Source organism: Frigoribacterium sp. PhB116 (assembly GCF_004364285.1).
Classification (GTDB): Bacteria; Actinomycetota; Actinomycetes; order Actinomycetales; family Microbacteriaceae; genus Frigoribacterium.
This window is the reverse complement of sequence record NZ_SOBE01000001.1, coordinates 911,753-925,688: the sequence shown is the minus strand read 5'-3', so window position 1 is coordinate 925,688 and position 13,936 is coordinate 911,753. Positions and strand designations below refer to the sequence as shown.

The following is a 13,936-nucleotide window of genomic DNA, read 5'->3' as shown; positions in this document are numbered from 1 at the left end:
GCTCGTGGGCCCATGTTTCCACAGGCGCGGCGGGCGTGCCAGCCGACCTGCGCCTCCTTCGCCGCCGATCCGCGCCTCCTGCACTAATCTGGGTCGACGTGCCGCGACCCGAGCGGCCCAGCCGAAGACGGAGACCATGACCCCGCGCATCCTGGTGGTGGACGACGACCCCGCGCTCGCCGAGATGATCGGCATCGTGCTCCGGGCCGACGAGTTCGAGCCGCACTTCTGCGCCGACGGCGACGGGGCGCTCGCCGCGTTCCGCGACGCCTCGCCCGACCTGGTGCTGCTCGACCTGATGCTGCCGGGCAAGGACGGCCTCGAGGTGTGCCGGGCGATCCGGGCCGAGAGCGGCGTGCCGATCATCATGCTCACGGCGAAGGGCGACACGGTCGACGTGGTCCGGGGGCTCGAGAGCGGGGCCGACGACTACGTCGTCAAGCCCTTCAACCCGAAAGAACTCGTGGCGCGGATCAGGACGCGCCTGCGTCCCCCGACCGAGCCCACCAACGACGTGCTCACCGTCGGCGACCTGCGACTGGACGTGGCGGCTCACGAGGTGCGTCGCGGCGACGCCGTCATCGCCCTGACTCCCCTCGAGTTCGAGCTGTTGCTGGCCCTCGCGTCCAAGCCGCAGCAGGTCTTCACCCGCGAGATGCTCCTGGAGCAGGTCTGGGGCTACCACTACAAGGCCGACACGCGACTGGTCAACGTCCACGTGCAGCGGCTGCGGGCGAAGGTCGAGCACGACCCGGACGCGCCGCGCATCGTCACGACCGTCCGCGGCGTCGGCTACCGCGCCGGCGGCGGGGCCTAGCAGCCCGTCGTGGCCGGGCAGGGCGAGGGCACGGGCGCGGGCTGGCGGGGCTCCGTCGTCGGTGCGCTCGGCCCCGGTGCCTGGTGGCGACGCCGGGGCGCCTGGCGGGACGTCGGCCCCCACCTCCTCTCGGCGTGGCGCCGGTCGCTCGAGTTCCGCACGGTCGCCCTCACCGTCGTGCTCGCCGGGGTCGGCGCCTCGATCATCGCCACGTCCATCTCGGTCAGCATCAGCGCGAACCTGTACGACCAGCGCCGGGACCAGGTGCAGTCCGAGTCCCAGCGTGCGACGATCCTCGCCCAGTCGATCTTCGACTCGGCGACGGCCACGGAGGACGCCGACCAGGTCGAGCTCGACTCCCTGCAGAACGAGGCCCAGAGCACCATCCTCGGCTCGACGTCGAGCCCGGGCGGCACGAGCATCGCGATCCTGAGGACGCCGGGGCAGTCCACCGCACAGACCGTGCAGGACATCGCGAGCCCCGACTTCCCCGGCGCCGAGCTGACGCCGGAGCTCCGCGAGCGCGTGGCCTCCGACACCGGCGCGCTCTCGATGCAGCCCGTGGCCCTGCCCCGGGCCGACGGGGGGTCCGTGCCCGGCATCGTCGTCGGCAGCACCCTCCAGGTCCCGACGGCGGGCCAGTACGAGCTCTACCTCGTCTACGACCTGAGCGACGCCGCGACGACGCTGGCGCTGATGCAGCGCACCCTCGCGCTCGGCTCGCTCGCGCTCGTCGTCCTGATCGGCGTCATCACCTACGTCGTCGCCCGGACGGTCGTCCGCCCCGTGCGCGTCGCGGCCGAGACGAGCCAGGCCATCGCCGCGGGCGACCTCGACCAGCGCATCCCCGAGAAGGGCCAGGACGTCATCGCCACCCTGGGGCGCTCGTTCAACGGCATGGCGGACGGGATGCAACGGCAGATCTCGCAGCTGGCCGAGCTGTCGCGGGTGCAGCAGCGGTTCGTCAGCGACGTGTCGCACGAGCTGCGCACCCCGCTCACGACGATCCGCCTCGCCGGCGACGTGCTCTACGACCAGCGCGGCTCGTTCACCCCGTCCACGGCGCGCACGGCCGAGCTGCTGCACACGCAGGTCGACCGCTTCGAGCTGCTGCTGGCCGACCTGCTCGAGATCTCGCGCTTCGACGCGGGCGCGGTCGAGCTCGACGTCGAGAGCACCACCGTCGCCACGCTCGTCGAGGACGGCGTGGCCGAGTTCGAGCCGCTGGCCGCCGAGGCCGGCAGCGTGGTCGTCATCGACGCGCGGGGCGGGTACCTCGAGGCCGAGGTCGATCCGCGGCGGCTGCGCCGCATCCTGCGCAACCTGCTCGGCAACGCGATCGAGCACGGCGAGGGCGGGCCGATCGAGGTCGAGGTCGACAGCGACGCCGAGTCCGTCGCCGTCGCCGTGCGCGACCACGGGGTCGGGATGCGCCAGGGCGACGTCGAGCGGGTGTTCGACCGCTTCTGGCGGGCAGACCCGTCCCGTCGCCGGACGATCGGCGGCACGGGCCTCGGGCTCGCCATCAGCCTGGAGGACGCCGTCCTGCACGGCGGGCGCCTCGAGGTGTGGTCGAGGCTGGGCGAGGGCAGCCGCTTCGTCGTGACGCTGCCGCGCGTGGCGGGCGCGGCCACCACCTCCTCGCCCCTGGCCGTGGTGCCGCGCGACGCGGACGACCTTGCCGGCCACGACTCGGAGCCCTGGGCGGGCGCGTTCCCCGAGGCGACGGCGACCCGACCGGCCCCGGACGGCCACGAGGAGGTGCGCCGTGCGAGGCCGTGACCGCCTGCGCGCCCTCGTGGCCGGCGTCGTCCTCGTGGCGACGGTGCTCGCGGGCTGCGCCTCCATCCCCGACAGCGGCCCGGTGCAGGAGGGCGACCCCATCACGGCCGACGTCCCCAGCGACGTCGTGTACACGCCGAAGGGCCCGGTGGCCGACAGCTCGCAGGAGCGCATCCTCCGGGACTTCATCTCGGCGGGCACGGGGCCGCAGGACAACTACGCGGTCGCGCGCGAGTACCTCTCGGCCGGCTTCGCCGACGCCTGGGACGCGCGCGCGAGCGTCACCGTCCGGCCGGGCGGCGGCGCCACGACGCGCGTCGGCGAGGACGAGCTCGAGTACGCGTTCACGGCGACGGCCACCCTCGACGGCGGCGGCCACTACGTCCCCGCCACCACCTCCGTGCCCACCAGCCTCGGCTACTCGTTCGTGCAGGAGGACGGCCAGTGGCGGATCAGCGACGCCCCGGACGGCACGGTGCTGAACCCCGCCACATTCCAGTCGATCTTCCGGGCGCACGCGGTCTACTTCTACGACCCCTCGTTCCGGTACCTCGTGCCCGACCAGCGGTGGTTCCTCGCCCGGTCGTCGACGAGCACGCGCATCGCCTCGGCGCTCCTTGACGGGCCGTCGACCTGGCTGCAGGGCGCGGTGGTCTCCGCGTTCCCCGAGGGCACGCAGCTCTCGCTGACCGCGATCACCGTCGACGACGGCACCGCCAGGGTCGACCTCACGAGCGACGCCCTCTCGGCCTCGGACACCGCCCGCGCGCGCATGCAGGCCCAGCTGCTGGCGAGCTTCTCGACGCTCTCGACCATCACAGCGGTCGACCTCAGCGTCGAGTCGACCGTCCTCGACGTGCCCGACCTGGGCGGGGCGGCGCCCCTTCGCGACCCCACGGTCGACGCGCGGCCCCTGGTGGTCGCCGACGGGGTGCTCGGGTTCGCCTCCCGGTCGTCGGTCAGCCCCCTGCCCGGGCTCGGCCCCGTCGTCGGCGCCCTGGCCCCGACCTCGGCCGAGGCGTCGGCGGACCTGTCCGTTGTCGTCGTCGGGACGGACCGCGGCGCCCTGCGCGTGGGAGCGGACGGGTCGAGCCTGCTCGTCGACGGACGCGCAGGGCTGGCCCCGCCGACCCTTGACGACGCCGGCTGGGTCTGGTCGGTGCCGGTCGACGACGCCCGGGCCGTCACGGCCACCGGTGCGGACGGGGTGCCCCACGCCGTCACGTCCACGCTGCCCGCCGGGTCGGCCGTCGTGGCGTTCCGGGTGTCGCGGGACGGGGCCAGGGCGCTCGTGCTGCTCGACGACCAGGGCGAGTCCCGCCTCCTCGTCGTCGCCCTGCTGCGTGACTCCCGCGGCGTGCCGACGGCGCTCGGCCCCCCGGTCGAGCTGGCGGCGCCGACGGGCCGCCCCGTCGACGCGACGTGGGCCGACCAGCTGACTGTCGCCTCCCTGACCGACACGGGAGAGGGCTCGCTCGTCTCGCTCGCCGAGGTGGGCGGGGCGTCGGCGGGGTCAGGGCAGCCGTCGGGGAGCGCCACGACCATCGTCGGCGGGAACGGGTCGTCGAGCCTGCGCGTGCTGACCGCGGAGGGCTCGGTGCTCGAGCCCCGGGGGAGCAGCTGGCAGGACACGGGCGTCGTGGCGGACCTGCTCGCGACCCAGCGCTGAGCGGTCGGCCGGGGGCGTCGTCCCTCCCCGGGGCAGGTCGTGGCGACGCCGTCCCCGTCCGCGGCCGGTCCGGCAGGGGACGGCCTCGCGACGCGGCCAGGCTGGGGAGGTGCCGCTCGTCCTCCGTCCCGCCATCGCCGTGGCCCTCCGGGGTGCCCTGGCCGCGGTGTCGCCCGTCAGCTGCGCCGGCTGCGGCGCCCCCGACCTCGAGGTCTGCGACAGCTGCCGCCTCCTCCTGCGCCCCCGGCCCGTCGAGGCGGTGCACGCCGGCCTCCGCGTCGTCACGGCGCTCCGGTACGAGTTCGAGGTCCGCGAGGCCGTCCTGGCGTACAAGCAACGCGGCCGGCTGAGGCTCGCGGCCGAGCTCGGCCCGGCCCTGCGTGCGGCGGTGGAGGTCGCCCTGCCCGCAGGCTCCCCTCCGACGGCGCTGGTCGCCGTGCCGCCGTCCCCGTCGGGGCGGCGGCGCCGGGGGTGGGACCCGGTGACGACCCTCGCACGGACCGCGAGGGTGTCCGCGTCCCCGGGCGTCCTCGTCGTCCGGCCCGGTCGTTCGTCGTCCCAGAAGCGCCTGGACCGCGAACAGCGCGCCCGTGCCCGTCGGGGCAGCCTGCGCTGCCGCGTCGACCTGACGGGGCACCGGGTGGTCGTCCTCGACGACGTCCTCACGACGGGGAGCACCGTGCAGGAGGCGCGGAGGGCACTCGAGGACGCGGGCGCCGAGGTGGTCGCCGCGGTCTGCCTCGCGTCGACGCCGCTCGCCTCGCACGCCGCGTCGTGACGCCTCCAGGCCGGGCTCGCGGCCGCCCCAGGGCGACGCGCGGGTGGACGGGAGGTGACAGGGAGGCGTCGACCTGGCTACGGTGGGGCAAAGGCGTGAAAGGACATCCGCCTGGCTGACAGGCGGCACGTCGATAGCCATAGGAGGTCGTCATGGAAATTTCCGTCACGGGTCGAAACGTCGGCATCACCGATCGTTTCCGCGACTACGCCACTGACAAGGCCGACAAGGTGGCGCAGCTCGCCACCAAGGCTCTGGCGCTCGAGATCAAGGTCTCGCGCCACAACGAGAAGGCGAGCGGACAGGCCGGCGACGACCGCGTCGAGCTCACCCTCATCGGCCCGGGCCCGCTCGTGCGGGCCGAGTCGACGGGAGGCGACAAGTACGTCGCCTTCGACCTCGCTGTCGCGCGGCTGCTCGAGCGGATACGCCGGGCGAAGGACCGCAAGAAGGTGCACCGGGGCCAGCACAGGCCCACGTCGCTGCAGGAGGCCTCGAGCGCCGACTTCAGCACCCTCGGGGTGGTCCCGGCCGCCGCCGAGACCCTCGACGCGGTCCGCACGGGCAGCGTCCCGACCGTGCAGGGCGAGGTGGCCGAAGAAGAGGACGAGGTCTACACGCCCGTCGTCATCCGCAAGAAGGTCTTCGCGTCGACGCCGATGACCGTCGACGACGCCCTGTACTACATGGAGCTCGTGGGCCACGACTTCTACCTCTTCATCGACTCCGAGACCGATCGCCCGAGCGTCGTCTACCGCCGCAAGGGGTGGGACTACGGCGTCATCGGCCTCGACCAGAGCGCCCCAGAGCTGCAGGAGGCGGCGACGGCCCTGAAGGCGGGCTTCGCCGGCTGACGCGGCCGACGCCCCACCGCGGCGTCGACCCAGGCGGCCACGCCTCGGGGGAGGAGGGGAGGACCACGCCGGTCCTCCCTCCTCCTCCCAGGGCGGTGGCCGCTAGTCTTGTCACCATTCCGTGACCGTCCCGCGAGGGGACGGACACGTCCAGAACCAGGGAGCATCCGTTGGCCAACGTCCTAGAGAAGGTCCTCCGCGTCGGTGAAGGGCGCACACTCCGCAGGCTCAAGGCGTACGCCTCGGCCGTCAACGAGCTCGAGGACGACTTCACGACGCTCACGGACGACGAGCTCAAGAACGAGACCGTCGAGCTGCGCGAGCGCTACGCGGGCGGCGAGTCGCTCGACGACCTCCTGCCCGAGGCCTTCGCCGCCGTCCGGGAGGCCGCGAAGCGGACCCTCGGCATGCGCCACTTCGACGTCCAGCTGATGGGCGGCGCGGCGCTCCACCTCGGCAACATCGCCGAGATGAAGACCGGTGAGGGCAAGACGCTGGTCGCCACGACCGCCGCCTACCTCAACGCGATCGCCTCGCGCGGCGTGCACGTCATCACCGTCAACGACTTCCTCGCGAGCTACCAGTCCGAGCTGATGGGCCGTGTCTTCCGTGCCCTCGGCATGACGACCGGCTGCATCCTCGCCGGACAGACGCCGGCCGAGCGCCGCGAGCAGTACGCGGCCGACATCACCTACGGCACGAACAACGAGTTCGGCTTCGACTACCTGCGCGACAACATGGCGTGGCAGTCGCAGGACATGGTCCAGCGCGGCCACTTCTTCGCCGTGGTCGACGAGGTCGACTCGATCCTCATCGACGAGGCGAGGACGCCCCTCATCATCTCGGGTCCCGCCTCGGGCGAGGCCAACCGCTGGTTCGCCGAGTTCGCGACGATCTCGAAGCGCCTCGTCGCCGGCACCGACTACGAGGTCGACGAGAAGAAGCGCACCGTCGGCGTGCTCGAGCCCGGCATCGAGAAGGTCGAGGACTACCTCGGCATCGACAACCTCTACGAGTCGGCCAACACCCCTCTCATCTCGTTCCTCAACAACTCCATCAAGGCGAGCGCGCTCTTCAAGCGCGACAAGGACTACGTCGTGATCAACGGCGAGGTGCTCATCGTCGACGAGCACACCGGCCGCATCCTCAGCGGCCGCCGCTACAACGAGGGCATCCACCAGGCCATCGAGGCCAAGGAGGGGGTGGAGGTCAAGGCGGAGAACCAGACGCTCGCGACCGTCACCCTGCAGAACTACTTCCGGCTCTACAAGAAGCTCTCGGGCATGACGGGAACGGCCGAGACCGAGGCCGCCGAGTTCATGAGCACCTACAAGCTCGGCGTCGTCCCCATCCCCACGAACAAGTCGATGCAGCGCATCGACCAGACCGACCTCGTCTACAAGAACGAGACCGCCAAGTTCGAGCAGGTCGCCGAGGACATCGTGGAGCGCCACGAGAAGGGCCAGCCCGTGCTGGTCGGCACCACGAGCGTCGAGAAGAGCGAGTACCTGTCCCGCCTCCTCGCGAAGCGCGGCGTCAAGCACGAGGTGCTGAACGCCAAGAACCACGCCAGGGAGGCGGCGATCGTCGCCCAGGCCGGTCGCTTCGGCTCGGTCACGGTCGCGACGAACATGGCCGGTCGAGGCACCGACATCATGCTGGGCGGCAACGCCGAGTTCCTCGCCGTCGCGGAGATGAACACGAAGGGCCTCAGCCCCTCCGACACGCCGGACGAGTACGAGGCCGCCTGGGACGACGTCTTCGCGGCCAAGAAGGCCGAGGTCGCCACCGAGGCCGAGAAGGTGGTCGAGGCCGGCGGTCTCTACGTGCTCGGCACGGAGCGCCACGAGTCGCGACGCATCGACAACCAGCTGCGCGGACGCAGCGGCCGACAGGGCGACCCGGGCGAGAGCCGGTTCTACCTGTCGCTCACGGACGACCTGATGCGCCTGTTCAACTCGGGCGCCGCCGAGTCGCTGATGGGCCGCGGCAACGTGCCGGACGACCTCGCGATCGAGAACAAGATCGTCGGGCGTGCCATCCGGTCCGCCCAGTCGCAGGTCGAGTCGCGCAACGCCGAGATCCGCAAGAACGTCCTCAAGTACGACGACGTCCTCAACCGTCAGCGTGAGGCCATCTACGGCGACCGTCGACACATCCTCGAGGGCGACGACCTGCAGGACCGCTCGCAGCGGTTCCTCGAGGACGTCGTCAACGAGGTCATCGACCAGCACACGGGGGAGGGCAGCCCCGACGACTGGGACCTCGACGCGCTCTGGACCGAGCTGCGGACCCTGTGGCCCATCTCGATCACCATCGACGAGGTCATCACCGAGGCAGGCTCCAAGGGCAAGGCGACGCGCGACTTCCTCGGCCAGGAGATCCTCTCCGACGCCAAGGTCGCCTACGGAGCCCGCGAGGAAGCTCTGGGCGAGCCCGCGATGCGCGAGCTCGAGCGCCGCGTCGTGCTGTCGGTCATCGACCGGCGCTGGCGCGACCACCTGTACGAGATGGACTACCTCAAGGACGGCATCGGCCTGCGGGCCATGGCCCAGCGCGACCCGCTGGTCGAGTACCAGCGCGAGGGCTACGCGCTCTTCCAGAGCATGATGGGCCAGATCCGCGAGGAGTCGGTCGGGTTCCTGTTCAACCTCGAGGTCGAGGTCCAGTCCCAGGTCGGCGCCGCGGAGACCCCCGTCATCGCCGCCAAGGGCCTCGACGGCGAGAAGCAGCAGCCGAAGCTCGAGTACTCCGCTCCGAACATCGCGGGCGAGGTCGAGGTCCGCGATCAGCGCGGGCGCCTCGAGCAGGCCGCGACGGCCAAGGCGCAGAAGGCCCAGGACGACGCCGAGCGCGGCGACGATCCCGAGGTCGCGGCCGCGCAGGCGACGACCACGTCCAAACCGGCTGCCCGCGGGGCCTTCGGCCAGGCGCAGGGCGGCGAGGCGGCCGGTTCGCCCGTCAATCGTGCGGAGCGTCGCGCGGCGGGCAAGAAGAACGCCTGACGACGCCGGCACGTCCCTGCCGACACGACCCTGACGGGGCCGCTCACCTCCGGTGGGCGGCCCCGTCGCCGTCTGCGCGTCGGCGGGGTGCCGTGGTGCCGGTCGGAGGCTGTGCTCGTCAGAGGCTGTGCTCGTCAGAGGCTGTGCTGGTTAGAGGATGTGCAGCGCGCTCGCCTGCCAGCGCCCGCAGACGATCTCCAGCCGGATCGCGACGGCCCGCGCGCGACCCCGACCGTGCACGACCACGACCGTCTCGGCGACACCCGGAACGGGACGGGCGACCGTCACCGTGCCGATCCGGAGGACGGGCCGGATGGGTCGGTCGGCGAGCACGGAGCGCGCCCGGGTGGACAGCTGGACCCGGGCGCGAAGCACGGCGTGGACCTCGGCCGTGACCCAGCGGGTCAGCTGTTGGAGGTCACGAGCGCCGGCGAGCACCTCGAGCACCGAGCGGGCGAGGCCCTCGGCGGCCAGTCCCGGGTCGAGCTCCGGCTCGGGCGGAGCCGTCTGCTCCGGGGGGAGCGATTCTGGGGGGAGCGATTCTGGGGGGAGCGGCTCCGCGGGGAGCGGCTCGACGAGGAACAGCTCGGCAGGACGGTGAGGCCCGTCCGTCCGTCGTTCGGGCTCGTCCAGCCCACGTGGCTCGTCGGGCTCGGGCGACAGGAGGGCGAGAGGGGGAGTCATGGGGCTCGGACTTTCGTCGGTGGTGTGGCGTTCAACATATGACATGTGCAGACGGGTCTATCCCGACCTGCCGCGGCTGTGGACAAGTCGTGGACGCGGGACGGGCGCGCGGCCCACGGCCGACGGCCGACGGCCGACGGTCGGCGGAGGTCGACCTAGACTGGGCGGGTGTCGACGCTCAGTGATCTCGTTCTCGCCCAGGGCCGCTCCAGCGAGGCCGACGTCGAGTGGCTGCACCTGCTGGTCGGCGACTGGCAGCTCCTCGCCGACCTCGCCTTCGCCGACATGGTGCTGTGGGTCCCCACGGACACCGACAGCTACGTCGCCGTCGCGCACGCGCGGCCCTCGAGCTCGGCCACGCTCTTCTACCGCGACTTCGTCGGCCAGGAGGTGCGCCCCGAGTGGCGCTCCCAGATCCAGCAGGCCTTCGAGACGACGCGCATCGTCGACTCGGCGGCGCCCGACTGGTACGAGGAGACCCCCACCCGCGTCCGGGCCGTGCCCGTCCTCCGTCGCCTCGGCGCGAGCCGTCCCGACGTGACGGAGGCGCCCATCGCGGTGATCACGCGACACACGAACCTGAGCGAGGCGCGTACGCCGAGCCGTCAGGAGCTCACCTTCAACCAGTGCAGCAACGACCTGTTCGCGATGATCGCCGCGGGGGACTTCCCCGATCTCGGGGCCCCGACCGGCCCTCGACGGGGCGCCCCCCGCGCCTCCGACGGCCTGCTCCGCCTCGACGTCGACGGCATGGTCACCTTCGCGAGCCCGAACGGCCTGTCGGCGTTCAACCGGATGGGCTTCGCCGGCGAGCTCGAGGGCGAGTCGCTGGCCGAGGTGACGACCGGGCTGCTGCAGGGCAAGCTCGTCATCGACGAGTCGCTCCCGCTCGTCGTCACGGGGCGGGCGCCGTGGCGCACCGACATCGAGGCGCGAGGCGTGACGGTCTCGTTGCGTGCCATCCCGCTGCGCGATAAGGGCGAGCGCGTGGGCGCCGTCGTGCTCTGCCGCGACGTCACCGAGCTGCGTCACCAGGAGCGCGAGCTCATCACGAAGGACGCGACGATCCGCGAGATCCACCACCGCGTCAAGAACAACCTGCAGACCGTCGCGTCGCTGCTGCGGATCCAGGCCCGACGGACGCACACGGACGTGGCCCGCGAGGCCCTGACCCAGGCCATGCGCCGTGTGGCCTCCATCGCCGTCGTGCACGACACCCTGTCCGAGGGGCTCAGCCAGAACGTGGACTTCGACACGGTCTTCGACCGGGTCCTCATGTTGATCACCGAGGTGGCGTCGAGCCACGCCACCACCGTGCGACCCACCAGGACCGGCAGCTTCGGCGCGCTCCCGAGCGAGTACGCGACCCCCTTGGCGCTGGCGCTCACCGAGCTCGTGACCAACGCCGTCGAGCACGGCCTCGACGGTCGCGACGGGGTCGTCGAGATCTCGGCCGAACGGGACGACGAGCAGCTGACGGTGAAGGTGCGCGACGACGGCGTCGGCCTGCCCGAGGGCAAGGTCGGCTCCGGACTGGGCACGCAGATCGTCCGGACGCTCATCCAGGGCGAGCTCGGCGGCACCATCGACTGGCACACGCTCGTCGGGAACGGCACCGAGGTCACCATCGAGATCCCGTTCCGGTGGCTGACCCGGTCCTGACGGCTGAGGCCTGACGCGCTGGGCGTGACGGCTCGCGGGCCCGGACACGACGAGGCCGGCTCCCCGTGGGGGAGCCGGCCTCGTCGTCGTCCTGCCGTCGCCTAGCTGGCGCGGCGGGCGCGGGCGGCGCGGCGCTTCAGCGCTCGGCGCTCGTCCTCGCTGAGCCCGCCCCAGACGCCGGAGTCCTGACTGGTCTCCAGGGCGTACTGCAGGCAGGTCTCCGTGACCGTGCAGCGACCGCAGACGGTCTTGGCCTTGTCGATCTGGTCCACAGCGGGGCCCGTGTTGCCGACCGGGAAGAACAGCTCCGGGTCAGCGGTCAGGCAGGCGGCTTTGTCACGCCAATCCATCGATGGGTACTCCTTTGGGTGCTGGACCGGGCACGTCGAAGCGCCGGGTTCCGGTGGGGGGAAGAAAGCCGAGAGACTTCGATTCATTGGGAGGCGCGCACCACGACGTACGCGTCACTTCGACCTCGAATATGGTCGCATACTGGAACCGCCAGATCAAGGATTCTCAGGAGGGATCGAGCGTGACCGAGCAGTCCGGAGACACCCCTCCCGAGAGGACAGGTCGTTCTGCGACACCGTCACGTCCCGCCCTCTTCTGGCTGCTCGTCCTGCTGCTCGCGGCCGAGGCTGCGCTGCTCGCCGTGGCGACGGCGTACCTCCTGATCGAGATCCTCACGGTGCAGCCGGACTCCTACGCGGCCGCCGCGGCGATCCTGCTGCTCACTCTCATCGCCACGGTCTGGCTCGGCGCCATCGTCGTCGGCGCGCTCCGGGGCCGAGGCTGGATCCGGGGAGCCGCGATCGTGTGGCAGGTGCTGCAGATCGCCGTCGGCGTCGGCAGCCTGCAGGGGACCTTCGCCAACCCCTCCGTGGGGCTCTGGCTCATCGTGCCCGCCGTGCTCGTCGTGGTGCTGCTGCTCGTCCCCAGCGTCGTCGCCGTGACCTCCGCACGTGACGACGCCCCGCCTCGCACCTACTGAAGGGGCGCGGCGGGGCGAGGCGTCGTCGGGGAGGCTCAGTCGAGGCCGAGCTTCTTCCGCAGCGACGCCACGTGGCCCGTCGCCTTCACGTTGTACAACGGGAGCTGCACCACGCCCTGCTCGTCGAGCACGAACGTCGACCGGATCGTGCCGGTGACGACGCGGCCGTAGTTGTTCTTCTCGCCCCAGGCGCCGTACTCCTGGTGCACCGTCAGCTCCGGGTCGGACAGCAGGGGGAAGTTCAGGCCCTGCTCGTCCTTGAACCGGCGGAGCGCCTCCGGAGCGTCCTTCGACACGCCCAGCACCTGGTAGCCCGAGCCCGCCAACGAGTTGATGTTGTCGCGGAAGTCGCACGCCTGCGTCGTGCAGCCCGGCGTCGACGCCGCCGGGTAGAAGTACACGATCACCTTGCGACCCGCGAAGTCCGACAGGGAGACGGGCGCACCCGACTCGTCGTCGAGGGTGAACGAAGGCGCCGCGGCGCCCTTCTCGAGCTTCGTGGACATGGTGCTCCGATCTGGCGGCGCGCAGGGGCGCCGGTGGTTCTCAGGGGGTCGATTCTCATGCTAGAGTCATTCCTCGTTGCGCCACGCCGCGCAGCACGCACCTCTAGCTCAATTGGCAGAGCAACTGACTCTTAATCAGTGGGTTCTCGGTTCAAGTCCGAGGGGGTGCACGAACAAAAAATGGGTCCCCCGTGTTCGAAGCTTCGCTTCTTCGCGGGGGATTTTTTGCATGCCTTTCGTCGCCTCCGGCGACGTGCGGCTCGGGTCGGGCGGTGCCGAGACTCGTGCCGCCAGGTGCTGGTGCGTCGGGGCTCGGGGCGGCGCTTCGCTGGCCCCCCTTCGGCGCCAGGTGAGTCGGGCGGCGCTTCCCTGGCCCCCCTTCGGCGACAGGTGAGTCGGGCGGCGCTTCGCTGGCCGCCTTCGGCGAGAGATGGGTCGGGGGCCGGGGAGGGAAGGGCGGGGCGGGCCTAGGGTGGCGGGATGGCGACTGTTGTGGTGGTGCGGCACGGGCGGACGACGGCGAACGCGACGGGGGTGCTCGCGGGGCGCACTCCCGGGGTGCTGCTCGACGAGGTCGGACGGCAGCAGGCCGCCGCGACCGGGGCGCGGCTCGCCGTGGTGCCCTTCGCCCGGGTCGTGACCTCGCCGCTCGAGCGGTGCCGTGAGACGACCGAGGCCATCGTGGCGCAGCAGTCCGCCGACGCCGCCTTCAGCGTGCTGGTCGACGCCGCGATCACCGAGTGCGACTACGGGGACTGGCAGGGCCGGCCCCTCTCGGAGCTGGCGAGCGAGGACCTCTGGCAGACGGTCCAGCGCCAGCCCTCGGCCGTGACCTTCCCGGGCGGCGAGACGATGTCGGGCATGCAGCACCGCGCCGTGAGCGCGATCCGCGCCCACGACGCCGCGGTCGAGCAGGAGCACGGGCCGGGAGCCGTCTGGCTCGCGGTCAGCCACGGAGACGTAATCAAGTCGGTCCTCGCCGATGCGCTCGGCGTGCACCTGGACCTGTTCCAGCGCATCTCGGTCGGACCTGCCTCGGTGTCGATCCTCCGCTACGGCGCGCACCGCACCGACGTCCTCGCCACCAACACCGACGGAGGCGACCTCAGCTGGCTGCGAGGCTCGGCGCCGAGCGCCGACGCCGCAGTCGGGGGAGGCGCGGGCACCGTCTGAGAGCCGGCCCCGGAC

Annotated in this window: 12 protein-coding genes and 1 tRNA gene; 10 read left to right on the top strand and 3 right to left on the bottom strand. The window is 71.9% G+C overall.

Annotation, left to right across the window (positions count from 1 at the left end; all coding sequences use genetic code 11):
• The first annotated feature begins 136 nt into the window (after positions 1-136).
• The 6 genes from mtrA to secA all read left to right on the top strand — a co-directional run bounded on the left by mtrA (position 137) and on the right by secA (position 8,905).
• A complete protein-coding gene (gene mtrA, locus EDF20_RS04175) occupies positions 137-817 on the top strand; it encodes an MtrAB system response regulator MtrA (protein WP_123546504.1) in 681 nt (226 codons plus the stop codon).
• A gap of 9 nt (positions 818-826) precedes the next feature.
• Positions 827-2,599, top strand: coding sequence for an MtrAB system histidine kinase MtrB (gene mtrB, locus EDF20_RS04170; protein ID WP_133737774.1), 1,773 nt, complete (start codon positions 827-829; stop codon positions 2,597-2,599).
• Entirely contained in the window at positions 2,586-4,268 is a 1,683-nt protein-coding gene (locus EDF20_RS04165) for an LpqB family beta-propeller domain-containing protein (RefSeq protein ID WP_123546502.1), read from the top strand. The genes mtrB and EDF20_RS04165 overlap by 14 nt, the downstream gene beginning before the upstream one ends.
• A 109-nt stretch (positions 4,269-4,377) precedes the next feature.
• Positions 4,378-5,046 carry a phosphoribosyltransferase family protein gene (locus EDF20_RS04160; RefSeq protein ID WP_133737772.1) on the top strand — a complete coding sequence of 223 codons (669 nt, stop codon included), beginning with the start codon at positions 4,378-4,380 and terminating at the stop codon, positions 5,044-5,046.
• A gap of 152 nt (positions 5,047-5,198) precedes the next feature.
• Positions 5,199-5,900, top strand: coding sequence for a ribosome-associated translation inhibitor RaiA (gene raiA, locus EDF20_RS04155; RefSeq protein WP_123546500.1), 702 nt, complete (start codon positions 5,199-5,201; stop codon positions 5,898-5,900).
• A gap of 170 nt (positions 5,901-6,070) precedes the next feature.
• The gene (gene secA, locus EDF20_RS04150; RefSeq protein ID WP_133737771.1) at positions 6,071-8,905 is read left to right on the top strand and encodes a preprotein translocase subunit SecA; all 2,835 of its coding nucleotides are present in this window, start codon (positions 6,071-6,073) and stop codon (positions 8,903-8,905) included.
• 150 nt (positions 8,906-9,055) lie between these two features.
• Here the strand turns inward: secA and EDF20_RS04145 are convergent, their stop codons facing one another.
• Positions 9,056-9,589 (bottom strand): Rv3235 family protein, encoded by a 534-nt coding sequence (locus EDF20_RS04145; RefSeq protein WP_133737770.1) that lies wholly within the window; start codon positions 9,587-9,589, stop codon positions 9,056-9,058.
• Between the two features lie 168 nt (positions 9,590-9,757).
• Here EDF20_RS04145 and EDF20_RS04140 point away from each other — a divergent pair, with 168 nt between their 5' ends.
• Positions 9,758-11,251 (top strand): PAS domain-containing sensor histidine kinase, encoded by a 1,494-nt coding sequence (locus EDF20_RS04140; RefSeq protein ID WP_123546497.1) that lies wholly within the window; start codon positions 9,758-9,760, stop codon positions 11,249-11,251.
• Positions 11,252-11,352: 101 nt separating this feature from the next.
• Here EDF20_RS04140 and EDF20_RS04135 read toward each other — a convergent pair whose 3' ends face one another.
• Entirely contained in the window at positions 11,353-11,601 is a 249-nt protein-coding gene (locus tag EDF20_RS04135) for a WhiB family transcriptional regulator (protein WP_055796236.1), read from the bottom strand.
• A gap of 182 nt (positions 11,602-11,783) precedes the next feature.
• Here EDF20_RS04135 and EDF20_RS04130 point away from each other — a divergent pair, with 182 nt between their 5' ends.
• Positions 11,784-12,242, top strand: coding sequence for a hypothetical protein (locus tag EDF20_RS04130; RefSeq protein WP_233568972.1), 459 nt, complete (start codon positions 11,784-11,786; stop codon positions 12,240-12,242).
• Between the two features lie 35 nt (positions 12,243-12,277).
• Here EDF20_RS04130 and bcp read toward each other — a convergent pair whose 3' ends face one another.
• Positions 12,278-12,748, bottom strand: a complete 471-nt coding sequence (gene bcp, locus EDF20_RS04125) for a thioredoxin-dependent thiol peroxidase (protein ID WP_133737769.1) — start codon at positions 12,746-12,748, stop codon at positions 12,278-12,280.
• A gap of 97 nt (positions 12,749-12,845) precedes the next feature.
• Between bcp and EDF20_RS04120 the strand changes: the two genes are divergently transcribed.
• Together EDF20_RS04120 and EDF20_RS04115 are read left to right on the top strand one after the other, a co-directional pair.
• Positions 12,846-12,918, top strand: a tRNA-Lys gene (locus EDF20_RS04120).
• A 310-nt stretch (positions 12,919-13,228) separates the two neighbouring features.
• Positions 13,229-13,921: an MSMEG_4193 family putative phosphomutase gene (locus tag EDF20_RS04115; RefSeq protein WP_208292570.1), complete on the top strand. Its 693-nt coding sequence runs from the start codon at positions 13,229-13,231 to the stop codon at positions 13,919-13,921.
• Positions 13,922-13,936 lie beyond the last annotated feature (15 nt).